This window comes from Serratia sp. G204Y, assembly GCF_051172435.1.
Lineage (GTDB): Bacteria > Pseudomonadota > Gammaproteobacteria > Enterobacterales > Enterobacteriaceae > Serratia > Serratia sarumanii.
The window spans coordinates 954783-978474 of sequence record NZ_JBPIZA010000001.1 but is presented as its reverse complement, the minus strand read 5'-3'; the positions used below and the strand labels follow the sequence as shown (position 1 = coordinate 978474).

Here is a 23692-nt window from a genome sequence, read left to right as displayed (position 1 = left end):
CAACACGCTGATATTAAAACCGTCATTGCATCGCCGATTTTGTGATCGTTATCCCCATATTGAATAACAACCCACCAGCAAAATTAACTCTCGTCGAGTAATTCCAACATCGATCACAGTTTACCCCCTCGCTTTGGCCCAATATCGCCGCATTGAAATGATACCGTTACCATAAAAATGATTCACCAGGAGGCAATATGAAAGCATTAGTGTTGGCCAAAGCGGGGGAAATCGCTATCGAGGACGTCCAGCTTGCCGAAACGCTGGGCCCCGATGATGTGCAGATAAAAATTCATTCCGTGGGCATCTGCGGCAGTGATGTGCACTATTACCAACATGGCCGCATTGGCCCGTTCGTGGTTAACGCCCCGATGGTGCTCGGCCATGAAGCCTCCGGCGTGGTACTCGCGACAGGTAAAAACGTCACTCACCTCAGCATCGGCGATCGCGTTTGCATGGAGCCCGGCATTCCCGGTCTCAACTCGGCGCAGACGCGCGCCGGCATTTACAACCTTGACCCGGCCGTTCGCTTCTGGGCGACGCCGCCGGTACACGGTTGCCTGCGCGAAACCGTCATCCACCCTGCCGCCTTCACGTTCAAATTGCCGGACAACGTCAGTTTCGCTGAAGGCGCCATGGTGGAACCCTTAGCCATCGGCATGCAAGCGGCCACCAAAGCCGGGATCAAACCCGGCGATATCGCGCTGGTGATCGGCGCCGGGCCGATCGGCGTGGTCACCGCCCTCGCGGCGCTGGCGGGCGGCTGCTCGGACGTCATTATTTGCGATCTGTTCGACGAAAAACTCGCCGTTGCGGCCAGTTACGAGGGGCTGCACGCCGTCAATATCAAAACCGGCGACCTGGCGGGGAAAGTAGCCGCCCTCACCAGCGGCAATGGCGCCGATGTCGTGTTTGAATGCAGCGGCGCGAAACCGGCTATCGCTACGCTGGCCGAACATGCGGCGCCCGGGGCGACCGCCGTGCTGGTCGGCATGCCGATCGATGCCGCGCCGCTGGATATCGTCGCCGCGCAGGCCAAGGAAATTACCTTCAAGACCATTTTCCGCTACGCCAACATGTACCCGCGCACGCTGCGGCTGTTGAGCAGCGGCAAGCTGCGCGTCCAGCCGTTGATAAGCCAAACCTACAAGTTCTCCGACAGCGTGGCGGCCTTCGAGCGCGCGGCGGCGGGACATGCCTCAGACATCAAAATCATGCTGGAGATGGAGTGATCCTATGGCGCTCTATGCTGGCATAGACTGCGGTACGCAAGGCACGAAAGTCGTGATTGTCGACAGCACACAGGGCGTGATCCTCGGTGAGGGCAATGCCCCTCACCGCCTCATCAGCCAAGCCAATGGCCGGCGCGAACAGGAGGCCGACTGGTGGATTGAGGCGCTAGTCATCGCTTTTCGCCAAGCCGTGACTCACGCCGGCGTTGATGCACGGGAGATTCACGCTCTGGGGGTCTCGGGCCAACAACATGGGTTTGTGCCGCTGGACGCAGATGGCAACGTGCTGCACAGCGTCAAGCTGTGGTGCGATACCGAAACCGCAGAGGAAAACGAACGGCTCCTGCAACAGCTCGGCGGAGCCAACGGCTCGCTGGAAACGCTTGGCCTGAGGATCGCCACCGGCTATACCGCGTCAAAAATCCTTTGGTTCAAGACGCACCATCCGGCGTTGTGGGCACAACTGCATACCGTGTTATTGCCCCATGACTACTTGAACTTCTGGCTGACCGGGGAGCGCGTAGCGGAATATGGCGACGCTTCCGGCACCGGGTTGTTCGATGTGCGCACCCGTCGCTGGAGCAAAACCGCCGTCGATCTCATCGACGACAGCGGCCGCCTGTGGCAAGCCCTGCCGCCGCTCAAAAGCGCGGAGTGCTGCATCGGCACGGTGCGCCCCGCCGCGGCGGAAAAACTCGGCCTCGGCCCGGCAGTGCGGGTCTCGACCGGCGGCGGCGACAACATGATGGCGGCCATCGGTTCCGGCAACATCGAGGCCGGCACCCTCACCCTGAGCCTGGGCACCTCCGGCACGCTGTTCGCCTGGTCCGGCGCCCCCGTCACGGCGGAATCGGACATGATTGCCGGCTTCTGCTCCAGCACCAACGGGTGGCTGCCATTGATTTGCACCATGAACGTCACCTCGGCCACCACCGCGGTACAAACGCTGCTGGACCAAGATCTTGCCGGCTTTAACGCTTTGCTGGCGCAGGCTTCGCCCGGCGCAGGCGGTGTCGAGATGCTGCCGTTCTTCAATGGCGAACGCGTTCCGCCATTGCCCCACGCGCGCGCCAGCCTGCATAACCTCGATAGCGACAACTTTACCCGCGCCAATCTCTGCCTGGCGGTGGTCGAAAGCGCCACGTATGGGTTGCGCTATGGCATCGAGCTATTTCGCCGTCAGGGCATCGAAGCGCGCGAAATCCGCCTCACCGGCGGCGGCGCCCGCAGCGCCGCCTGGCGACAAATCGTCGCGGACGTAATGGGATGCCCGGTGGTCTGTCTGAAAGCCAAAGAGACCGCGGCGCTGGGCGGCGCCATTCAGGCGATGTGGGCGACGATGTTGGCCGACGATCCGCGCCGGAACGCCGCCGCATTGCTGGCCGAACTGTGCCAACGCTTCGTTGCGCTGGATGAGGCCACGCGCACGCCGCCAAACGCCGGCAGGCAGGCGCAATACGAGACGCTTTATCAACGCTACCTGCAACGCTTGCAGCAGAACTACCCGGAGGTGCAACTGTGACGCGAGATCCCCATACGCCAGCGCCCGCCTACCTGCTGGAGGTCAGCGGCGTCAGGAAAGCCTTCGGCCCGGTCGTGGCGCTCAAGAATGCGGAGTTTTGCCTGCGGCGCGGATCCATCCATGCCCTGTGCGGCGGCAACGGCGCGGGTAAATCCACCTTTCTCAGCATTCTGATGGGCTTTATTCAACCCGATGGCGGCGACATTTTTATCAATGGCCAACGCTGCGAATTTCATCATCCTCGGGAAGCCCTCAATGCCGGCATCGCCATCGTGCAGCAGGAATTGAGCGCGATCCCGGATCTGACGGTGGCCGAAAACATTTGGCTGGGCCGCGAGCCGAGACGCCTGGGGTTCGTCGATTTCGCAACGCTCAACCAGCGCACGACCAGCCTGCTCAAAGAACTCGATTTCAAGATCGACGCCCGAGAAAAAATGCGCAACCTGAGCGTCGCCGAACAGCAGCTGGTCGAGATCGCCAAGGCGCTGTCGCATGCCAATGCCGACATCATCATCATGGATGAACCCACTTCGGCGATTGGCGAAGAGGATGCGCAGAAAATCTTTCAGACGCTTCAGCAACTGGCGGCAAAAGGTAAAGGCATTATTTACGTCTCTCACCGTTTGTCAGAGATATTCCAAATCGCGGACAGCTACACCATTTTCCGCGACGGCGCCTATATCCATGAAGGCTATATCGCCGACATTACCCGTGAACAGCTGATCGAACACATTATTGGCGGCGAGTACGACAGCGAGTTCGCCAAATTCAATCAGCCCGGCGAACAGGTCTTGCTGGCGGTCAATAACCTGTGTTGGCGCAGCAAGATAAAAGATATCAGCCTGCAGCTGAAGCACGGTGAGATCCTGGGCATCTATGGGCTGGTGGGATCGGGCCGCAGTGAATTTCTCGATCTTATCTTCGGCATTCAGCATGCCGACAGCGGCACGATTCGCCTGGGCGACAAGACGCTGAACCGCCACTCTCCGCGCGAGGCCATCGACAGCGGTATTGCCTACGTGACAGAAGATCGCAAGGAAACCGGCCTGGTGCTGTGCCGTTCCGTCAGTGAAAACATCAATATCGCCTCTTTTGCCGCCATCAGCCGGATGGGGTTTGTCAGCGAGAAACGGGAGCAGGCGCGAACCCGCGACATGATCCAGCGCTTCAACGTTAAAACCCACGACGGCGAACAGCCGGTGGGCAACCTGAGCGGCGGCAACCAGCAAAAAGTGGTGCTGGGCCGTTGGGCGCTGCTGGATCCGGAGGTTTTGCTGCTCGACGAGCCGACGCGCGGTATCGACGTCGGGGCCAAGAAAGAGATCTATCGATTTATGTCGGAGTTCGCCTTGCAAAACAAAGGAATCATTATGGTTTCCTCCGAGCTTTCGGAAATTATCGGCATGAGCGATCGCATATTGGTGTTTCGTGACGGGCAGTTGGCCGGCGAGCTTTCGGCAGCCGATGCGACCCAGGCAGCACTGATGAAACTTGCGGTTTAACAGAGAGAGAAAAAAAATGAGCAGCGCCCACTCCTTATCACCAGGAATTTCATTTTTCACCCGCAATAAGCGCCGTATGCACAAATACGGCATTATCATCGCCTTTTTCGCCCTGTGCCTGATCGTGGCGCTGATTGGCGAATATCAGGTCGCTCAGGGGGCCTGGAGCAGCAACTATTTTCTCAGCAATGAAAACACCCTGATCGTCCTGCGCCAGGTCTCGATCAACGGCATTCTGGCGATCGGCATGACCTTCGTCATTATCACGGCAGGCGTCGATCTCTCCGTGGGCTCGGTGCTGGCGTTAAGCGGGATCGTCGCCGCTCGCTTCGCCACCAACAACAGCGGATTGGCTATCGGCGACACCGCGACCGCCGTCATGGCGCCGCTGATTGTGGCGCTGGGCATCGGCATCGTCTGCGGCCTGATGAACGGCACCGTGTTAGCCCGTTATCGGCTGCAGCCGTTTATCGTCACCATGGGCATGCTCTCCGCGGCGCGCGGTTTAACCATGCTGACCACCAACGGCAATCCGGTATCGCAATTGAACAGCGATTTCCGCTGGTTAGGCAATGGCTATGTCGGCGGCGTTCCGGTGCCCGTCATCATCTTCATCGTGCTGTTCGCCCTCGCCTGGCTCGTGCTGAATAAAACCCTCTTCGGGCGTTACATCTACGCCGTCGGCGGCAACCCGAAGAGCGCGCGCACCTCGGGGATTAACGTGACCCGCATCAAAATACTGGTGTATACGCTGTGCGGCGCGCTGGCCGGCATCGCCGGCCTGATCCTCACGGCGCGCACCGGTTCGGCGCAGACCAATGCCGGCGCAGGGTATGAGCTGGACGCCATCGCGGCGGTGGTGATCGGCGGCACCAGCATGGCCGGCGGCGTCGGTACGCTGGTCGGCACCTTCTTCGGCGTGCTGATTATCGGGGTGATGAATAACGGCCTCGATCTGCTCGGCGTGCAGTCGTATTACCAACAAATTATCAAAGGCGCATTGATTGTCCTTGCCGTCTTGCTCGACCCCTCGCGTAAGCAACAGCGCGATTAATAACACCAGACCCAACTCTACCAGGAGAAAACCATGAATAAGACCAAGATAGCGTTGTTTGCCTCTGCCCTGATGCTGGGCAGCCTGTCGGCAGCCCAGGCCGCCCCGGTTAAAATCGCGGTATTGATGTACGGCAACAAAGCCGAGTTCGTGCAATTGATGGAAAGGTTCGGGAAGGAACACCCGGCGGTGAAAAGCGGCGAAGCCGTGCTGACCTTCTACGATGGGCGTTATGATGCATCGGTGCAAAACGATCAGGCCGCCACCGCTATCCAGACGCGCGCCGATGCCATTATCGTCAACCCTATGGATTTTGAGGCCAATATCGATATCGTCACCAATGCCAACGAGGCCAAAATCCCGGTGGTGGTCACCAATGCGCGCCTGAACACGGACGCGATGACGTCTGAAGTGGTGTCTAACGACGAGTTGGGGGGATATCTGGAAGCCAAAGCCGTACTGGACAAACTCGACTGCAAGAACCATAAGGTGAACGTGGTGATTATCGAAGGCCCGAAAGGCGGCAGCGGTGAGATCCAGCGCGGCAAGGGCAATGATAAAGCGATAGCCGAGTGCGGCGCCGGCCAGGTCACCGTGCTTGAACGCAAAACGGCCAACTGGTCACGCGCGGAAGCGCAGCCGCTGATGGAAAACTGGCTGCAGAAACATCGGGGCAAAATCAACGGCGTGATTGGCCAAAACGACGAGATGGCGCTGGGCGCTATCGAGGCGATTAAAGGCGCCGGCCTGAATGTGAAGGACTTCGCGATTGCCGGCGTTGACGGCGTTTCCGACGCGATTCATGCGGTGCAGGCCGGTGAAATGGTCTCTATCCTGCAAGATGCCAAAGGCCAGATGCAGGGGTCCATCGACGTCGCGCTGCGCGCCGTGAAAGGTGAAAGCTATCAGCCACAGTCGGATATCTGGAAACAGTACGCCAAGGATCTGAAATGGGAAGGCGGCACGCAGAAGCATTATTACATTCCGTGGACCGTCGTCACCGCAGAGAACGCCCAATCGCTGTTGGACGCCCGTAAATAATCCCCCCGCCCCCTGCCTCCAGGGGGCACCGCTTGGGCGCTTGCCTACAAACAAAAAAAAGCCAGCACGGAGTGGCTGGCTTAAAAGTTCTTCGAGGGAATATCTTGTTCGATAACCATACGCCCTTCACTGCGGGCTTTACTAGCTATCAGTGCGATAGGCATCCTCAGTTAAAATCAACGCCTGCATATCGGTGAACATCGTTTCCCATTCCGCCTGGTCGATATCCATCAAACCAAAATAACGCAGCATAAAGGCGCCTTCTGTGGCGAGAAACGCCAGGCGCGCGCGCTTGCCCTCTTCGGTGGTCAAATCGAGCCCGGCGATGCGGCTGCGATACCATTCGCGCGTGCTCGCCAGATGCTCCGGCGTTTGAATCAGCGTCGCCATCAGCCCGGCGGCCTTGGCGCTGGCGGTCTGATCCGAACTGTGGGTGGCCAGCATATGCGCCCGCACAGCGGTCTGCGGTGAAGGATCGTCGCCGGCGATAGCCGTGAACAGCGTTTCATAGGCACTGCCCCAGCGATCGAACATGGCATCAATCAGGGCGTCTTTGCTGCCAAAGCAATACTGCACCCCGCCCTTGGAGATCCCCATCGCTTTGGCGACGGCGTCGATGGTCAAGCCGGCGGCGCCCTGGGTGGCGACGATTTCTTCGGCGATGTCCAAAACCTTGTCGCGATCGATGCTGCGTTGACGTCCCATTAAGAAACCCCTCTTTTCAATACGAACGTATGGATATATATTATCACCAGTATACCACCCGGCATCGCCGGTGGGTTATCCGAATGGCGGCGCCTCCGCGCGGCCCACTTTAACTGGATTATGACTTATGTACGCCAAGAACCGCTGGTTGATCCTGACAATGGTCGCCAGCGCCCTGTTCCTGATCGTCATCGATATGACGGTGTTATATACCGCCCTGCCGCGCTTAACCCAGGCGCTGGACGCCAGCGCCTCGCAAAAACTCTGGATCGTCAACGCCTATCCGCTGGTGGTGGCCGGCCTGTTGCCCGGCGCCGGCATGCTGAGCGATCGCATCGGCCATAAACGGCTGTTTCTCGCCGGACTGCCGGTGTTTGCCGTCGCGTCACTGTGCGCCGCGTTCTCGCCCACCGCCGAGTGGCTGATCGCCGCCCGGGTGTTCCTCGCCGTTGGCGCGGCGATGATGATGCCCGCCACGCTGTCCATCGTGCGCCACGTCTTTACCGACGAACGCGAACGCGCGCTGGCGATCGGCATCTGGGCCTCGGTGGCCTCCGGCGGCGCGGCCATCGGCCCGGTGGTCGGCGGCCTGCTGCTGGAGTATTTCTGGTGGGGTTCGGTGTTCCTGATCAATGTGCCGGTCGTGCTGCTGGTCTGGCCGCTGGCGTGGAAACTGATCCCGCGCTGCGGTGGCGATAACCCGCGCCCTTCGGACATCGTCGGCTCGGTGCAGATTATGATTGGTCTGGTCGGCGCTATCTATGCGCTGAAGGAGCTGAGCAAGCCGACGCCTGATGTGAGTGCCTTGCTTGTGGCAGCCCTGATCGGCGTGTTGTTCCTGGCCCTGTTCGTGCGTCGTCAGCAGCGCAGCGCCCACCCGATGATCGATTTCTCTCTGTTCCGCAACCGGCTGTTCGCCGGCGGCATCGGCGTGGCGCTGTTGTCGATGGTAGCGCTGATCGGCATCGAACTGGTGCTCAGCCAACGCCTACAGCTGGTGCTCGGCCTCAGCCCGCTGCAGGCGGCGCTGTTTATTTTGCCGATCCCGCTGGCCTCGGCGCTGGCGGGGCCCGTAGCCGGCCTGCTGTTGCCGCGCTACGGCGAACGCAGCATCATCCTCGGCGGTTTTGTCCTGACCACTCTCGGCATCGCCGGTCTTGCCGCGTCATACCAGAGCGGCATGGCATTGCAATTGGTCAGCCTGGCGCTGGTGGGCTTTGGCCTCGGCGGCGTGATCACCGCCGCTTCCACCGCCATCATGCTGAACGCGCCGGAGGAAAAATCCGGCATGGCGGCGTCGATCGAGGACGTCTCCTACGAACTGGGCGGCGTGCTGGGCGTGACGCTGCTCGGCGGGTTGATGACGGCGGTTTACAGCCATAGCCTGGCGCTGCCGGCGGAGCTGCCGGTCAACCCGCTGGCATACGACAGCATCGACGAAGCCCTGCGCCTGGCGGCCGGGATGGCGGCCGATCGCGCGCAGCAGCTGACGCAGCTGGCGCGTCTGGCCTTTGATCGCGCGTTTATTACGGTACTGATCGCCGCCGCGCTGTTAATGGCGCTGGGCGCCGGGGCGGTAAAACTGGCGCTGCGCAAGTAACCGATAAAAGCGGCTTTTTTCGCCGGCGGAACCTGCGTAAACTGATTCGGCAATTTGCTCGACGGATTTGTCGTCATCGGTTTGAACGATGGCAATAATGCCTGTTATCGTGTTTAACCCTGCGATAAATCCGGTTACTGTATCCCCTATGGAAATTGATTCTGTCTACTATCGGAACAGATAATCAGGAGAAGATTATTATGGCAACGGCAAAGAAAGCAGCGAAAACCCATATCGGCCTCGACAGTAAACAATCGGCAAAACTCGCCGAAGCGCTGAACGCGCTGTTGGCGAACTATCAGGTGCTGTATATGAACGTGCGCGGCTATCATTGGAACATTACCGGCCCGCAGTTCTTTGAACTGCACGCGAAGTTCGAAGAGACATATAACGATCTGCTGACCAAGGTGGACGAGCTGGCGGAACGTATTCTGACGCTGGGCTCGCAGCCGCGTCACGCTTTCAGCGACTATCTGAAAACCGCCGACATCAAGGAACACACCAACGTGACCGATGATAAGGGCACGCTGCGCGGCCTGTTGGAAGGGTATTCAATCTTGCTGCAACAGCAGCGTGAACTGCTGACGGTGGCGGCGGACGCCGGTGACGAAGGCACCGCGTCGCTGATGAGCGATTACATCAAAGAGCAGGAAAAACAGGTCTGGATGCTCAACGCCTATCTGGGCAAATAACCCTGGCGCCATAACAAAACAGTCCCTTACGGGACTGTTTTCGTTTTACCACTCGCAGGATACCGCAAACAGCAGCGCGCGCCGATGCTGATCGTCCAGGCGGCGCCGCACCCGGATGATATGGCGATTGCTGCACGACTGGCGCTCCAGCCAGCGATGCCGGCGGCGTTGGCTCTGCCGCAACATGCGCCAGCGGCCCACTTCATTTCTACTGCGTCTCATAATTCCGTCACTCGTTCGTCTAATGCCAACCGCGGGCATTATAGCCCTTTCCGCCCGTGATCCAAGCCGCCGTTATCGGCGGCACAGCGGACGCCGCGCGGGCAAAAGCCGCCCTTTCATTTTCAGCAAGTGCCTTAACTTCATCATATTTATGTAACATAAGCGCCGATAAAAGGTTTCGCCTTGCCCGATCTGTGCGTACACTCATCATTGGTGGTTTGCGAACGGGATTTTTCGCCTTTATGACAACATTTTATACCGTAATCAGTTGGCTCATGGTGTTAGGCTACTGGCTGCTGATCGCCGGCGTGACGATGCGCATTTTGATGAAACGCCGTGCGGTTCCCTCTGCCATGGCCTGGCTGCTGGTTATCTATATTCTGCCGCTGTTCGGCATCGTGGCCTATTTATCGTTCGGCGAGCTGCATCTAGGCAAACGCCGGGCCGAGCGCGCCAAGGCCATGTGGCCGTCGACCGCCCGTTGGCTGAAGGAGCTGAAAGAGAGCCGCCGCATCTTCGCCACCGAATACAGCGAAGTCGCCGAACCGCTGTTCCAGCTGTGCAACCGCCGCCAGGGCATCGACGGCGTCAAGGGCAACCAGCTGCAGCTGCTCACCACCACCGACGACACGCTGAAAGCGCTGATCCGCGACATCGAGCTGGCGCGCCACAACATCGAAATGGTGTTCTATATCTGGCAGCCCGGCGGCCTGGTCGATCAGGTGGCCGAATCGTTGATGGCCGCCGCGCGGCGCGGCGTACACTGCCGCCTGATGCTCGACTCCGCCGGCAGCCTGCAATTTTTCCGCAGCCCCTACCCGGCGATGATGCGCAATGCCGGCATCGAAGTGGTGGAAGCGCTGAAGGTCAACCTGCTGCGCGTGTTCCTGCGCCGCATGGATCTGCGTCAGCACCGCAAGGTGGTGCTGATCGACAACTACATCGCCTATACCGGCAGCATGAACATGGTCGATCCGCGCTACTTCAAGCAGGATGCGGGCGTCGGCCAGTGGATCGACCTGATGGCGCGCATGGAAGGCCCGGTGGCCACCACCATGGGCATCGTCTATGCCTGTGACTGGGAGATTGAAACCGGCAAGCGCATTCTGCCGCCGCCGCCGGACGTCAACATCATGCCGTTCGAACAGGAGAGCGGCCACACCATTCAGGTGATCGCCTCCGGCCCCGGCTTCCCCGAGGAGATGATCCACCAGGCGCTGCTGACCGCGGTCTATTCTGCGCGCGAACAGCTGATCATGACCACGCCGTACTTCGTGCCGAGCGACGATCTGCTGCACGCCATCTGCACCGCCGCCCTGCGCGGCGTCGAGGTCAGCATCATCGTACCGCGCGACAACGATTCGATGATGGTGCGCTGGGCCAGCCGCGCGTTCTTCTCCGAGCTGCTGGAGGCCGGAGTAAAAATCTATCAGTTCGAAGGCGGCCTGCTGCATACCAAGAGCGTGCTGGTGGACGGGCAACTCAGCCTGGTCGGCACCGTCAATCTGGATATGCGCAGCCTGTGGCTGAATTTCGAGATCACGCTGGTGATCGATGATGACGGCTTCGGCAGCGATTTGGCCTGCGTGCAGGAAGATTACATCGCCCGTTCCAAACTGCTGAACGCCAAAGAGTGGCTGAAGCGGCCGTTCTGGCATCGCCTGGTCGAGCGCCTGTTCTACTTTTTCAGCCCGCTGCTGTAAAAGCCGCGACGAGCGTGCTTTAATAGCGCCAAATCATTTGTTATCAGGATTTTTTTATGGATTTGAATAACCGCCTTACCGAAGACGAAACGCTGGAACAGGCCTACGACATCTTCCTCGAATTGGCCGGCGACAATCTGGATCCGGCGGATATTCTGCTGTTCAACCTGCAGTTTGAAGAGCGCGGCGGCGCCGAACTGTACGACCCCTCCGAAGACTGGAGCGAGCACGTGGATTACGATCTGAACCCGGACTTCTTCGCCGAGGTGGTGATCGGTCTGGCGGACAGCGACGGCGAGCCGATCAACGACGTGTTCGCCCGCGTGCTGATCTGCCGCGAGAAAGACCACAAGCTGTGCCACATTCTGTGGAAAGAGTGATTCGCCGATAGCATATCGGATAAAAAAAGCCCCGCTCATTCAGCGGGGCTTTTTGTTGCCGGCTAGCGGCGCATTACAGCGGATCGACCTTCAGGCACGAAACCGCATGGCGGAAACTGCCCTCCAGCAGCGGGCGCGTCTTGGCGCACTCCGGCCCGGCGATCGGGCAGCGGGTGCGGAACACGCAGCCGGTCGGCGGGTTGATCGGCGAAGGCAGCTCCCCTTCCAACAGCTGGATCTGCTTTTCCTTCTCCTTGTCCGGATCCGGGATCGGCACCGCCGACATCAGCGCCTTGGTGTAAGGGTGCTGCGGATTGTGGTACACCTCGTCATAGGTGCCCAGCTCCACCGCATGGCCCAGATACATCACCAGCACGCGATCCGAAATGTGCTTCACCACCGCCAAGTCGTGGGCGATAAAGATCAGTGACAGCCCCATCTCGCGCTGCAGCTGCTGCAGCAGGTTCACCACCTGCGCCTGAATCGACACGTCCAGCGCGGAGACCGGCTCGTCGCATATCACCAGCTTCGGCTCGAGGATCAGCGCGCGCGCGATGCCGATACGCTGGCACTGGCCGCCGGAAAACTCGTGCGGGTAGCGGTTGATCAGGTTAGGCAGCAGGCCGACCTTCAGCATCATCGCCTTGACCTTGTCCTTCACTTCCTGACGCGGCATTTTCGGGTAGTAGGTGCGCAGCGGCTCGGCGATGATCTCGCCGATGGTCATGCGCGGGTTGAGCGAAGCCAGCGGATCCTGGAAGATCATCTGGATATCGCTGCGGGTTTTGCGCCAGTCGGCGTCGCTCATGCCCAGCAGATCTTTGCCCAGCCAGGCGACGCGCCCGCTGGTGGCTTTCACCAGGCCGATGATGGCGCGCGCGAAGGTGGACTTGCCGCAGCCGGACTCGCCGACCACGCCCAGGGTTTCCCCCTCGAACAGCCGCAGCGTGACGCCATCGACCGCTTTCAGGGTTTTCGGCGGCTGCCAGAACCACTGTTTGTCGTCATGAATGTCGAAGTGCACTTTCAAATCGGCCACTTCGAGCAGCACTTTCTTGTCGGTTACCGCTGTCATACCAACGCCTCCACCGGTTTAAAGCAGGCGCGCAGGCGCCCTTCCCCAAATTGCTCCAACGGCGGAGCGCTCGCACACTGTTCCATGGCGTACGGGCAGCGCGGCTGGAACGGGCAGCCTTTCGGCAACCGCAGCAGGTTCGGCGGGTTGCCGGGAATGGTCAGCAGCGCTTCGCCTTCGGCGTCGAGGCGCGGCACCGCGTTCAACAGGCCGATGGAGTACGGATGGCTCGGCTGGTAGAACACCTCGCGCGCGCTGCCGTATTCCATGGTGCGGCCGGCGTACATCACCAGCACCTTGTTGCAGATGCCGGCCACCACGCCCAGGTCGTGGGTGATCATGATGATCGCGGTGTTGAATTCGCGCTTCAGCTCGTTGAGCAGCGTCATGATCTGCGCCTGAACGGTCACGTCCAGCGCGGTGGTCGGTTCGTCGGCGATCAGCAGCTTCGGCCGGCACAGCAGCGCCATGGCGATCATCACGCGCTGGCGCATGCCGCCGGAAAACTCGTGCGGATACATGCGCATGCGCTTGCGCGCTTCCGGCATTTTCACCGCGTCGAGCATGCGTACCGACTCTTCGAAGGCTTCGCTTTTGCTCATTTTCTTATGCAGCATCAGCACTTCCATCAGCTGTTCGCCAACGCGCATATAAGGGTTGAGCGAGGTCATCGGGTCCTGGAAGATCATCGAGATCTCTTCGGCCCGCAGCTTGTTGAGCTGATTTTCCGGCAGGTTGAGAATTTCACGGCCGTTGAATTTGGCCGAACCGCCGATGCGGCCATTGCTGGCCAGCAACCCCATCAGGGCGAACGCGGTCTGCGATTTGCCGGAACCGGATTCACCGACGATGCCCAGCGTTTCGCCGGCGCGCAGGTCGAAGTTCAGATCGTTCACCGCCGTCACGTCGCCGTCCGGGGTGGAGAACGTGACGCGCAGGTCTTTCACGTCCAGCAGCGGCGACGTTTTGACCCCGGCGCCGGTTTGCAGTTGAGGATGTTCAATGGTGCTCATGATTGCACTCCTTAACGATCTTTCGGGTCGAGGGCGTCACGCAGGCCATCGCCGATAAAGTTGAAACAGAACAGAGTGACAACCAGGAAACCCGCCGGGAACAGCAGCAACCACGGTGAAACTTCCATTGAGTTGGCGCCGTCGCTGAGCAATGCGCCCCAGCTGCTGAGCGGCTCCTGCGTGCCCAGCCCCAGGAAGCTGAGGAAGGATTCGAACAGGATCATGCTCGGCACCAGCAGCGAGGCATACACCACCACCACGCCGAGCACGTTCGGCACGATATGCCGCAGCACGATATTGCGCGTGGAGACGCCGCACACCAGCGCCGCTTCGATGAACTCCTTGCGCTTCAGGCCGAGGGTTTGGCCGCGCACGATACGCGCCATATCCAGCCACGACACCATGCCGATCGCCACGAAGATAAGCAGGATGTTCTGGCCGAAAAAGGTCACCAGCAGGATCACGAAGAACATGAACGGGAAGGAGTTGAGGATCTCCAGCAGGCGCATCATCACCGAGTCGACCTTGCCGCCCAGATAGCCGGACATCGCGCCGTACAGGGTGCCGACGATCACTGCCACCAGCGCCGCCGCCACGCCGACCATCAGCGAGATGCGCCCGCCGATCGCCACGCGCACCAGCAGATCGCGCCCGGAGGAGTCGGTGCCGAAATAGTGCCCCGATTCCACGCTTGGCGCGGCGGACATCATCGCCCAATCGGTATCGTCGTAGGCAAATTGCGACAGCATCGGCGCCAGCACCACAAACAGCGTGATCAACACCAGAATGAACAGGCTGCTGACCGCCGCGCGGTTGTGCATAAAGCGCCGGCGCGCGTCTTGCCACAGGCTGCGTCCTTCCACTTCCAGCTTCTCGCTGAAGTGTTCCAGAGCTTCGCTGTTCTTTTTAGTCAACATCATTCGCGTGCTCCAGATTAATAACGGATTTTCGGATCGATGACCGCATACAGCACATCGACGATCGCGTTGAACAGAATGGTCAGTGCGCCCACCAGAATGGTCAGGCTCAATACCAGGGAGTAGTCGCGGTTCAGCGCGCCGTTAACGAACAGCTGGCCGATCCCCGGCAGACCGTAGATGGTTTCGATCACCATCGAACCGGTGATGATGCCGACGAACGCCGGCCCCATGTAGGACAGCACCGGCAGCAGCGCCGGCTTCAGCGCGTGGCGGAAAATGATGCGACGCATCGGCAAGCCTTTGGCGCGCGCGGTGCGGATGAAGTTGGAGTGCAGCACTTCAATCATCGAGCCGCGCGTGATACGGGCGATGCTGGCGATATAGGCAAGCGACAGCGCCACCATCGGCAGGATGATGAATTTAGGCGCGCCGCCGTTCCAGCCGCCGCCCGGCAGCCATTTCAGCGTGATGGCGAAGATCAGCACCAGCAGCGGCGCCACCACGAAACTGGGTATCACCACCCCGGTCATGGCGAACCCCATCACCGTGTAGTCCCATTTGGTGTTCTGATTCAGCGCGGCGACAACGCCGGCGCTCACCCCCAGCACCACCGCCAGCAGAAACGCGGCCAGGCCGAGTTTGGCGGACACCGGGAAAGAGCCGGCGACCAGATCGTTGACCGAATAGTCCTTGTATTTAAAGGACGGGCCGAAGTCTCCCTGCGCAAGCTGCGCCAGATAATGACCGTACTGTTTCCAGATCGGGTCGTTCAAATGATATTTGGCCTCGATATTCGCCATAACTTCTGGCGGCAATGCGCGCTCACCGGTAAATGGACTGCCGGGCGCCAGGCGCATCATGAAGAATGAGATGGTGATAAGGATAAATAGTGTCGGGATCGCTTCCAGCAAGCGACGAAGTATAAATTTAAGCATTGCCCTAACCCTGTGCGACAGCCTGATGACGGCTTATTATTCTCAACATGGGCCGGCGGCCTGCGCCGCCGGCTCTTACCGTATCAATGCTTGATGATGTACAGGTTTTTGTCGTACACGTTATCAAGCGGGTCTTTGCCGGTGTAGCCACCGACGTAAGGTTTCACCAAACGGGCGTTCACGTAGTAATACAGCGGAACGATGGCGGAATCCTTATCCAGCTGAACTTCCGCTTTCTGATACAGATCGGCGCGCTCGTCTTTGGTCTTCGCGGTCAGCACGTTGGCCATCAGCTTGTCGAACTCGGCGCTCTTGTAGTGCGGGGTGTTACTGCTGCTGTCGGACAACATCATGTTCAGGAACGAACTCGGTTCGTTGTAGTCGGCGCACCAGCCGGCGCGCGCCACGTCATAGGTGCCCTGATGGCGGGTATCCAGGAAGGTTTTCCACTCCTGGTTCACCAGCTTCACGTCCACGCCCAGGTTTTTCTTCCAGATGGAGGCGGCGGCGATCGCCAGCTTCTTGTGCAGGTCTGAAGTGTTGTACAGCAGGGAGAAGGTCAGCGGTTTGCCCGGGCCGTAGCCGGCTTCCGCCAGCAGTTTCTTCGCCGCTTCGTTGCGTTTTTCCTGCGTCCAGCCGAACCACTCCGGCGGGGTCAGCTTGGCGCCGTCGGTGTATGGCGGCGTAAAGCTGTAGGCCGGCAGATCGCCCTGGTTTTTCACCTTGTTGACGATGATGTCGCGATCCATGCCCAGCTTCAGCGCTTCACGTACGCGCGCATCGGTGAACGGCGCCTTCTGGTTGTTGATTTCGTAGTAATAGGTGCACAGGTAAGGATCGACATGCACCTCTTTCGGGATCTCTTTTTTCAGCTTCTGGAACAGTTCGATCGGCATGTTGTTGTAAGTCATGTCGATTTCGCCGGTGCGGTAGCGGTTAACGTCGGTCACTTCCGACGAAATAGGCAGGAACGTCACTTTATTGATGATGGTTTTGGCGTTATCCCAATATTCCGGGTTGCGTTCCAGTACGATGCGTTCGTTGACAATCCAGTCTTTCAGTTTGTAGGCGCCGTTGCTGACGTAGTTGGCCGGCAGCGTCCACTTCTCGCCAAACTTCTCCACCGCGTCTTTGTAAACCGGCTTCATGGCGTAGTGCGGGGTCATTTCAACCAGATAAGGCACCGGCTCGCTCAGGGTCACCTGGAAGGTGTGGTCGTCGATGGCCTTCACGCCCAGCGTCGACTTGTCTTTTTTACCGGCGATGATGTCATCGACGTTTTCCACGTGGGCGTATTGCAGGTAGCTGGCGTAAGGCGACGCGGTTTTCGGATCCACCACGCGCTGCCAGCTATAGACGAAATCTTGCGCCGTTACCGGCTTGCCGTTGGACCATTTGGCGTCTTTACGCAGGTGGAAGGTCCAGACTTTGAAATCCTTGTTATCCCAGCTTTCCGCGACGCCCGGCACGATGGAACCGTCCGGGCTGTTGTTCGCCAGGCCTTCCATCAGATCGCGGGTGACGTTGTTTTCCGGCACGCCCTCGATTTTGTGCGGATCCAGCGACTGCACTTCGGAACCGTTGTTTTTGACGATTTCTTGCTTGTCGGCCAGTTGCACGCCTGCAGGAACCTCGGCGGCAAAGGCGGAGGTGGTTGCTGTGATGCCCAGCGCGGCGATGACGCCGGCGGCAATGAGCGTTTTCTTCGTGATGTTGGTCATACTTATCGACTCCAGTTTTTTATTATCACAGGCTCTTCGTGGAGCCTGCGTTGCCCGTAAGCGGACTCTGTTTTCCCGCCGCCGCGGAACGAATGCGGCGGCCGGCCTTCCCTATATTCCTCCGCGAACTAGCGCCAGGAATACCCCTTTTACTGCTTGATAATGTACAGATTTTTAACGTCGGTATAGTCCAGCGGATCTTTGCCGGTGAACCCGCCCACCGTCGGCTTGATCAACCGCGCGCTGACGCGGTAATAAACCGGGACCAACGCGGAGTCTTTGTCCAGCTGCGCTTCCGCCTGCTGATAGAGCGCGGCGCGCGCGGCCTCATCCGGCGCCTTCAGCGTGGCGGCCATGATGGCGTCGAACGCCGGGCTTTTATAGAACACGGTATTGATGCTGCTGTTGGACAGCACCAGGTTCAGGAACGCGCTGGGCTCGTTGTAATCCCCGCACCAGGTGGCGCGCGCCACGTCGTATTGCCCCTGATGGCGGCTCTCCAGCGACGTTTTCCATTCCTGGTTGCGCAGCGTGACCTCGGCGCCCAGGTTCTTCTTCCACATCGACGCAGCGGCGATCGCCTGCTGTTTGTTTTGATCGGAGGTGTTGTACAGCAGCGAGAATTTCAGCGGCTTGGCGTCGCTGTAGCCCGCTTCCGCCAGCAGTTTCCTGGCTTCGGCGTTGCGCTGTTCCTGGCTCCAGCCGGCCCACGCGGGCGGCGTGAAGTTGGCGCCTTCCGTGAAGGTCGGCGTGAAGCTGTAGGCCGGGATCTGCCCCTGGCCCATAATCTTGTTGGCGATGATGTCACGATCCAGCGTCATCTTCACCGCCGTACGCACGCGCGCATCGGTGAACGGCGCCTGCTTGTTATTGAGCTCGTAATAGAAGGTGCACAGATAAGGGTTAACGTGCAGCTGTTCAGGCATTTCGCGCTTCATCTTGACGTACAGGTACGGCGGAATGGCGCTGTTGGTGATATCGATCTCGCCGCTGCGGAAGCGGTTAACGTCGCTGACTTCCGAGGTAATCGGCAGGAAGGTCGCCTGATTGATCACCGTCTGCTTGTTGTTCCAGTAGCTCGGGCTGCGCTCCAGCACGATGCGCTCGTTCACCACCCACTCTTTCAGGCGGTAAGCGCCATTACCGACGTAGTTGGCAGGCAGCGTCCATTTATCGCCGAATTTCTCTACCACCGCCCGTTTGACCGGTTTGAGCGACGTGTGGCTCAGCATGCTGATGAAATACGGCACCGGCTCGCTCAGCGTCACCTGCAGCGTCTGGTCGTCCAGCGCCTTGACGCCGAGGGTCTGCGGGCTCTTCTTACCGGTCAGGATGTCGTCGATATTCTCGACTTTGGTGTATTGCAGGTAGCTGGCGTAGGGCGAGGCGATTTTCGGATCGGCCAGACGCTGCCAGCTGTAGACGAAATCTTGCGCGGTCACCGGGCTGCCGTCGCTCCACACCGCGCCGGGACGCAGGTGGAAAGTCCATTGCTGATAATTCTGGTTTTCCCAGCTCGCCGCCGCCGCCGGCACCACATGCCCGTTGGCGTCGGTGCTCACCAGCCCTTCCAGCAGGTTAAGAATGATATTGCTTTCCGGTACGCCCTCGACCTTATGCGGATCCAATGAAGCCACTTCGCTGCCGTTGTTGATCACAATATTCTGCTGCTGCGCCAACTGAACGCCGGCCGGCACCTGCGCCGCCCAACCGCTATTTACGGCGCCGACGCTCAGCGCGCCGCTAATCAACAAGGTCAAAGAAGTACGCTTCAGGGTTTGCTGCATAATTGAGGCTCCTTTTCACCGACAAGCATCGCTTATCGAAGTTTGTGAAGTGTTTATAAGAATTCTAAATAAACGGATACCAGCAAAAATCATTCCCGTTTTTATGGCGCATTTCAGTTAATTGACCACGGGAAAGTTGCTCGGAAATTAGCAGAAGCCAAATTCCATAGCCAATAAATTTTACGAAAATGTTAAGCAATTCTCTTTTATCGCACGAAGCCCGATCCGTCCTCTGTGTTCAAGACCAAGAAAAACCAATGTTATTGATATGATTTTAAAGGTAAAAAAACCGAATTCATTTCAATTGAAACCGTCAGCACGATCTCATCGCCGCGAAAAGAAACATTCAGTTAACAATCCAATCATTCAAAGAACAAACACCTGTCTACGGGCGGTTAATCACTAATAACACCTGGATGAAAGTGAGACAAGCCCCACAGAATGATGTGATTAATTTAACAACAGCTTTACCGTTGAACGGGGGCAAAATGCGCGAAAAGGGGGGAGGAAAAGTGGTTGAAATAGCGCTCAGCGCTTTTTTTGAGCAGCAACATGAGATTTATGCAACATAAGAGTGCAACGGCATAATTTTTATTCACTCTGTGCACTATAATAATGCGAACCAATAAATAATTTAAACTTTAAAATTAATTTTAGCCACGCCGACGCGAAAGGTACGCGGCTAAACAAAGGGTATTACAACAGGCCGGGGAATATCGCCTTAATGCCGGTAACGATAAACTCGATGCCGAGCGCCATCAGCAGCAGACCCATGATACGGGTGATCACGTTGATGCCGGTCTGCCCCAGCAAACGCACCAACAGCGGCGCGGCGCGGAACAACAGCCAGCAACAAAAGGCGAACAAGGCGATCGCCACCGTAAAGCCGAGCAGGCTTTGCCAGTTGTGATAACGGGAACTCCACACGATGGTGGAACTGATCGCCCCCGGCCCCGCCATCAGCGGCAGCGCTAACGGCACCACGCCGATGCTTTCGCGGATCGCGCTCTCCGATTTCTCCTGTTTGTTTTGCTTGTCTTCCCCCAGCTTGCCGCTGATCATCGACATGGCGATGGTCACCACCAGAATACCGCCGGCGATGCGGAACGAATCGATAGAGATGCCGAACATCCGCAGGATCCCTTCGCCCAGGAAAAGCGACGTCCACAAAATGATGGCGACCGACAGGTTGGCGGTCAGGTTGGTTTTATTGCGCCCCGCTTCCGCCTGGTAGCTGGTCATGCTGATAAACACCGGCAAGATGCCCACCGGGTTGACCAGCGCAAACAGACCGACAAAGAACTTGATAAAGCCGGAAAGATCCAACAGAGATTGGCCCACAGATGCTCCGCATTAATCGCTATAAAAAAGGTGTGCTGCCTATGCGCGCTAATGTAATGGAATTGGCGCGGGTAATCCATCCGGCCCAAGCAGCATTTTTGACTGTCAGCAAGTTATGCAACGAAACAAATGCCCTTTGTTAAAGTGATGTTTGGCCTTTTGATTTTTTATGTTGAAAAAAGAGTCATCGCTCACAGTTATCAAGAATGATTCCCAACACCGGCAAGCTGAAAGGTGTCAGCTTGCACTTTTCATGATTTAGATCACAAATCGACTACCCAACAGTGGGTAAGCTCTTAGTCGTAGTCAGGGAGTAGAACAAAGTCGGCGGCAGCCCAGCCGGTTCCCTTCTCCTCACTGCCTGCCCCTCCGGTTGGCGTAGGGTGAAGCTCTTTAAGCAAATCAGCAGCATGCGAAGAAATAACGCGGGAAAGCCCCGGTATTCAAATCACCGTTTATTCCCGTTATGACTATACTAGTGGCTCGCACGGCTTATTTACTGAAAGAGTTTAACATTATCAGGAGAGCATTATGGCTGTAACGAATGTCGCTGAACTGAACGAGCTTGTCGCACGTGTCAAAAAAGCCCAGCGCGAATATGCCAACTTCACTCAAGAGCAAGTGGATAAAATTTTCCGCGCTGCCGCCCTCGCCGCTGCTGATGCCCGTATCCCGTTGGCCAAAATGGCCGTGGAAGAATCCGGAATGGGTATCGTCGAAGACAAAGTGATCAAAAACCACTTCGCTTCCGAGTACATCTACAACGCCTATAAAGATGAAAAAACCTGTGGCATCCTGTCTGAAGATGACACCTTCGGTACCATCACCATCGCCGAGCCTATCGGCCTGATTTGCGGTATCGTCCCTACCACCAACCCAACTTCTACCGCGATCTTCAAAGCGCTGATCAGCCTGAAAACCCGTAACGGCATCATCTTCTCGCCGCACCCGCGTGCGAAAAATGCCACCAACAAAGCCGCCGATATCGTGCTGCAAGCCGCTATCGCCGCCGGCGCGCCGAAAGACATCATCGGTTGGATCGACCAACCGACCGTCGAGCTGTCCAACCAGCTGATGCACCACCCGGACATCAACCTGATCCTGGCCACCGGTGGCCCGGGCATGGTGAAAGCCGCCTACAGCTCCGGCAAACCGGCCATCGGCGTCGGCGCCGGTAATACGCCGGTGGTGGTAGACGAAACCGCAGACATCAAGCGCGTGGTCGCGTCTATCCTGATGTCCAAAACCTTCGACAGCGGCGTTATCTGCGCTTCCGAACAGTCGGTCATCGTCGTCGACTCTATTTATGATGCGGTACGCGAACGCTTCGCTTCCCACGGCGGCTATCTGCTGCAGGGTAAAGAACTGAAAGCGGTGCAGGACATCATCCTGAAAAACGGCGGTCTGAACGCGGCCATCGTCGGGCAATCCGCACCGAAAATCGCCGAGATGGCAGGCATCAAAGTGCCGGCCAACACCAAAGTGCTGATCGGCGAAGTGAAGCTGGTCGACGAGTCCGAACCTTTCGCCCATGAAAAACTGTCGCCGACGCTGGCGATGTACCGGGCCAAAGACTTCGAAGACGCCGTCGCCAAAGCCGAAAAACTGGTCGCCATGGGCGGTATCGGCCACACTTCCTGCCTGTACACCGACCAGGATAACCAAACGGCTCGCATTGCCTACTTCGGCGATAAAATGAAAACGGCTCGCATCCTGATCAACACCCCGGCTTCTCAGGGCGGTATCGGCGACCTGTATAACTTCAAACTCGCGCCTTCGCTGACGCTGGGTTGCGGCTCCTGGGGTGGTAACTCCATCTCTGAAAACGTCGGACCTAAACACCTGATCAACAAGAAAACTGTAGCGAAGCGAGCAGAAAACATGTTGTGGCATAAACTTCCGAAATCGATCTACTTCCGCCGTGGCTCGCTGCCTATCGCGCTGGAAGAAGTGGCGACCGACGGGGCAAAACGCGCCTTCATCGTGACCGACCGTTTCCTGTTCAACAACGGCTATGCCGACCAGATCACCAAGGTTCTGAAGTCTCACGGCATCGAAACCGAAGTGTTCTTCGAAGTGGAAGCCGACCCGACACTGAGCATCGTGCGTAAAGGCGCCGAGCAGATGAACTCCTTCAAACCGGACGTCATCATCGCGCTGGGCGGCGGTTCGCCGATGGACGCTGCGAAAATCATGTGGGTGCTGTACGAACATCCTGAAACCCACTTCGAGGATCTGGCGCTGCGCTTCATGGACATTCGCAAGCGTATCTACAAGTTCCCGAAAATGGGCGTGAAAGCGAAGATGATCGCTATCACCACCACCTCAGGCACCGGTTCGGAAGTCACGCCATTCGCCGTCGTGACCGACGACACCACCGGGCAGAAATACCCGCTGGCCGACTATGCGCTGACCCCGGACATGGCGATTGTCGACGCCAACCTGGTGATGAACATGCCGAAATCCCTGTGTGCCTTCGGCGGTCTGGATGCGGTCACCCACGCGCTGGAAGCCTACGTCTCGGTGCTGGCGAACGAATACTCCGACGGCCAGGCGCTGCAGGCGCTGAAACTGTTGAAAGAGTATCTGCCGGCCAGCTATAAAGAAGGCGCGAAAAACCCGGTTGCTCGTGAACGCGTGCACAACGCCGCCACCATCGCCGGTATCGCTTTCGCCAACGCCTTCCTTGGGGTTTGTCACTCCATGGCGCACAAGCTGGGTTCGGAGTTCCACATTCCGCACGGCCTGGCCAACGCGATGCTGATTTCCAACGTTATTCGCTACAATGCGAACGACAACCCGACCAAGCAGACGGCCTTCAGCCAGTACGACCGCCCTCAGGCGCGCCGCCGCTACGCTGAAATCGCCGACCACCTCGGCCTGAGCGCCCCGGGCGACCGCACCGCGCAGAAGATTGAGAAACTGCTGGCCTGGCTGGACGAGCTGAAAACCGAGTTGGGCATCCCAACCTCCATCCGCGAAGCGGGTGTGCAGGAGGCGGACTTCCTGGCGAAAGTCGACAAGCTGTCGGAAGACGCGTTCGACGACCAATGCACCGGCGCCAACCCGCGCTATCCGCTGATTGCCGAACTGAAGCAAATCATGCTGGATACCTTCTACGGCCGCGAATTCAGCGAAGCGGTAGAAGAGGAAGCTGCCGCTCCGGCTGCCGCCAAAGCCGCGGTAAAGAAGCCCAAGAAATAACGGTTCCGTGAACCGATAAAAAAACCCGCCACACGGCGGGTTT

General features: G+C 58.4%; 19 protein-coding genes. 10 read left to right on the top strand and 9 right to left on the bottom strand.

Translation table 11 applies throughout. From position 1 onward, the window contains the following. The first annotated feature begins 197 nt into the window (after positions 1-197). From ACSBQQ_RS04835 to ACSBQQ_RS04815, 5 genes are all read left to right on the top strand, one after another. Entirely contained in the window at positions 198-1232 is a 1035-nt protein-coding gene (locus ACSBQQ_RS04835; protein WP_060427970.1) for an NAD(P)-dependent alcohol dehydrogenase, read from the top strand. 4 nt (positions 1233-1236) lie between these two features. Continuing rightward, the gene (gene xylB / locus ACSBQQ_RS04830; RefSeq protein ID WP_060387853.1) at positions 1237-2754 is read left to right on the top strand and encodes a xylulokinase; all 1518 of its coding nucleotides are present in this window, start codon (positions 1237-1239) and stop codon (positions 2752-2754) included. Continuing rightward, complete coding sequence (locus ACSBQQ_RS04825) at positions 2751-4256, top strand: sugar ABC transporter ATP-binding protein (RefSeq protein WP_049195458.1); 1506 nt, start codon at positions 2751-2753, stop codon at positions 4254-4256. Before xylB ends, ACSBQQ_RS04825 begins: the two co-directional genes overlap by 4 nt. A gap of 76 nt (positions 4257-4332) precedes the next feature. Beyond that, complete coding sequence (locus ACSBQQ_RS04820) at positions 4333-5310, top strand: ABC transporter permease (RefSeq protein ID WP_369783701.1); 978 nt, start codon at positions 4333-4335, stop codon at positions 5308-5310. 33 nt (positions 5311-5343) lie between these two features. Beyond that, complete coding sequence (locus ACSBQQ_RS04815) at positions 5344-6351, top strand: substrate-binding domain-containing protein (protein WP_033634778.1); 1008 nt, start codon at positions 5344-5346, stop codon at positions 6349-6351. Between the two features lie 141 nt (positions 6352-6492). Here the strand turns inward: ACSBQQ_RS04815 and ACSBQQ_RS04810 are convergent, their stop codons facing one another. Then, the gene (locus ACSBQQ_RS04810) at positions 6493-7056 is read right to left on the bottom strand and encodes a TetR/AcrR family transcriptional regulator (protein WP_039565828.1); all 564 of its coding nucleotides are present in this window, start codon (positions 7054-7056) and stop codon (positions 6493-6495) included. A gap of 127 nt (positions 7057-7183) precedes the next feature. Between ACSBQQ_RS04810 and smfY the strand changes: the two genes are divergently transcribed. Both smfY and ACSBQQ_RS04800 read left to right on the top strand, forming a co-directional pair. Continuing rightward, positions 7184-8656 (top strand): multidrug efflux MFS transporter SmfY, encoded by a 1473-nt coding sequence (smfY, locus tag ACSBQQ_RS04805; RefSeq protein ID WP_043147562.1) that lies wholly within the window; start codon positions 7184-7186, stop codon positions 8654-8656. 200 nt (positions 8657-8856) lie between these two features. Further along, the gene (locus tag ACSBQQ_RS04800; RefSeq protein ID WP_004932132.1) at positions 8857-9348 is read left to right on the top strand and encodes a Dps family protein; all 492 of its coding nucleotides are present in this window, start codon (positions 8857-8859) and stop codon (positions 9346-9348) included. A gap of 45 nt (positions 9349-9393) precedes the next feature. Here the strand turns inward: ACSBQQ_RS04800 and ACSBQQ_RS04795 are convergent, their stop codons facing one another. Beyond that, a complete protein-coding gene (locus ACSBQQ_RS04795; RefSeq protein ID WP_025159792.1) occupies positions 9394-9570 on the bottom strand; it encodes a YciY family protein in 177 nt (58 codons plus the stop codon). A 242-nt stretch (positions 9571-9812) separates the two neighbouring features. Here ACSBQQ_RS04795 and cls point away from each other — a divergent pair, with 242 nt between their 5' ends. Beyond that, positions 9813-11273 carry a cardiolipin synthase gene (gene cls, locus ACSBQQ_RS04790; RefSeq protein ID WP_060427968.1) on the top strand — a complete coding sequence of 487 codons (1461 nt, stop codon included), beginning with the start codon at positions 9813-9815 and terminating at the stop codon, positions 11271-11273. A gap of 56 nt (positions 11274-11329) precedes the next feature. Beyond that, on the top strand, positions 11330-11653 hold the full coding sequence (locus ACSBQQ_RS04785; RefSeq protein ID WP_004932139.1) for an HI1450 family dsDNA-mimic protein: 324 nt from the start codon (positions 11330-11332) through the stop codon (positions 11651-11653). Positions 11654-11726: 73 nt separating this feature from the next. Here ACSBQQ_RS04785 and oppF read toward each other — a convergent pair whose 3' ends face one another. The 7 genes from oppF to ACSBQQ_RS04750 all read right to left on the bottom strand — a co-directional run bounded on the left by oppF (position 11727) and on the right by ACSBQQ_RS04750 (position 20445). After that, entirely contained in the window at positions 11727-12728 is a 1002-nt protein-coding gene (gene oppF, locus ACSBQQ_RS04780) for a murein tripeptide/oligopeptide ABC transporter ATP binding protein OppF (protein ID WP_025303071.1), read from the bottom strand. Beyond that, positions 12725-13741 carry an ABC transporter ATP-binding protein gene (locus ACSBQQ_RS04775; protein ID WP_033634782.1) on the bottom strand — a complete coding sequence of 339 codons (1017 nt, stop codon included), beginning with the start codon at positions 13739-13741 and terminating at the stop codon, positions 12725-12727. Before ACSBQQ_RS04775 ends, oppF begins: the two co-directional genes overlap by 4 nt. Before the next feature lie 11 nt (positions 13742-13752). Then, the gene (oppC, locus tag ACSBQQ_RS04770; RefSeq protein ID WP_033634783.1) at positions 13753-14661 is read right to left on the bottom strand and encodes an oligopeptide ABC transporter permease OppC; all 909 of its coding nucleotides are present in this window, start codon (positions 14659-14661) and stop codon (positions 13753-13755) included. 14 nt (positions 14662-14675) lie between these two features. Next, positions 14676-15596, bottom strand: coding sequence for an oligopeptide ABC transporter permease OppB (gene oppB, locus ACSBQQ_RS04765; protein WP_033634784.1), 921 nt, complete (start codon positions 15594-15596; stop codon positions 14676-14678). An 83-nt stretch (positions 15597-15679) separates the two neighbouring features. After that, positions 15680-17317: an oligopeptide ABC transporter substrate-binding protein OppA gene (gene oppA, locus ACSBQQ_RS04760; RefSeq protein ID WP_033634785.1), complete on the bottom strand. Its 1638-nt coding sequence runs from the start codon at positions 17315-17317 to the stop codon at positions 15680-15682. Positions 17318-17466: 149 nt separating this feature from the next. Further along, a complete protein-coding gene (locus ACSBQQ_RS04755; RefSeq protein ID WP_033634786.1) occupies positions 17467-19104 on the bottom strand; it encodes an ABC transporter substrate-binding protein in 1638 nt (545 codons plus the stop codon). Between the two features lie 696 nt (positions 19105-19800). Beyond that, positions 19801-20445 (bottom strand): YchE family NAAT transporter, encoded by a 645-nt coding sequence (locus ACSBQQ_RS04750; RefSeq protein ID WP_015378089.1) that lies wholly within the window; start codon positions 20443-20445, stop codon positions 19801-19803. Between the two features lie 531 nt (positions 20446-20976). Here ACSBQQ_RS04750 and adhE point away from each other — a divergent pair. Further along, entirely contained in the window at positions 20977-23649 is a 2673-nt protein-coding gene (adhE, locus tag ACSBQQ_RS04745; protein ID WP_033634787.1) for a bifunctional acetaldehyde-CoA/alcohol dehydrogenase, read from the top strand. Positions 23650-23692: the final 43 nt, after the last annotated feature.

Bases quoted from the DNA above. Each gene is read 5' to 3' on its own strand.
- ACSBQQ_RS04835 (WP_060427970.1), top strand. From the start codon at position 198: ATGAAAGCATTAGTGTTGGCCAAAGCGGGGGAAATCGCTATCGAGGAC.
- xylB (WP_060387853.1), top strand. From the start codon at position 1,237: ATGGCGCTCTATGCTGGCATAGACTGCGGTACGCAAGGCACGAAAGTC.
- ACSBQQ_RS04820 (WP_369783701.1), top strand. From the start codon at position 4,333: ATGCACAAATACGGCATTATCATCGCCTTTTTCGCCCTGTGCCTGATC.
- ACSBQQ_RS04815 (WP_033634778.1), top strand. From the start codon at position 5,344: ATGAATAAGACCAAGATAGCGTTGTTTGCCTCTGCCCTGATGCTGGGC.
- ACSBQQ_RS04810 (WP_039565828.1), bottom strand. From the start codon at position 7,056: ATGGGACGTCAACGCAGCATCGATCGCGACAAGGTTTTGGACATCGCC.
- smfY (WP_043147562.1), top strand. From the start codon at position 7,184: ATGTACGCCAAGAACCGCTGGTTGATCCTGACAATGGTCGCCAGCGCC.
- ACSBQQ_RS04800 (WP_004932132.1), top strand. From the start codon at position 8,857: ATGGCAACGGCAAAGAAAGCAGCGAAAACCCATATCGGCCTCGACAGT.
- ACSBQQ_RS04795 (WP_025159792.1), bottom strand. From the start codon at position 9,570: ATGAGACGCAGTAGAAATGAAGTGGGCCGCTGGCGCATGTTGCGGCAG.
- cls (WP_060427968.1), top strand. From the start codon at position 9,813: ATGACAACATTTTATACCGTAATCAGTTGGCTCATGGTGTTAGGCTAC.
- ACSBQQ_RS04785 (WP_004932139.1), top strand. From the start codon at position 11,330: ATGGATTTGAATAACCGCCTTACCGAAGACGAAACGCTGGAACAGGCC.
- oppF (WP_025303071.1), bottom strand. From the start codon at position 12,728: ATGACAGCGGTAACCGACAAGAAAGTGCTGCTCGAAGTGGCCGATTTG.
- ACSBQQ_RS04775 (WP_033634782.1), bottom strand. From the start codon at position 13,741: ATGAGCACCATTGAACATCCTCAACTGCAAACCGGCGCCGGGGTCAAA.
- oppC (WP_033634783.1), bottom strand. From the start codon at position 14,661: ATGATGTTGACTAAAAAGAACAGCGAAGCTCTGGAACACTTCAGCGAG.
- oppB (WP_033634784.1), bottom strand. From the start codon at position 15,596: ATGCTTAAATTTATACTTCGTCGCTTGCTGGAAGCGATCCCGACACTA.
- oppA (WP_033634785.1), bottom strand. From the start codon at position 17,317: ATGACCAACATCACGAAGAAAACGCTCATTGCCGCCGGCGTCATCGCC.
- ACSBQQ_RS04755 (WP_033634786.1), bottom strand. From the start codon at position 19,104: ATGCAGCAAACCCTGAAGCGTACTTCTTTGACCTTGTTGATTAGCGGC.
- adhE (WP_033634787.1), top strand. From the start codon at position 20,977: ATGGCTGTAACGAATGTCGCTGAACTGAACGAGCTTGTCGCACGTGTC.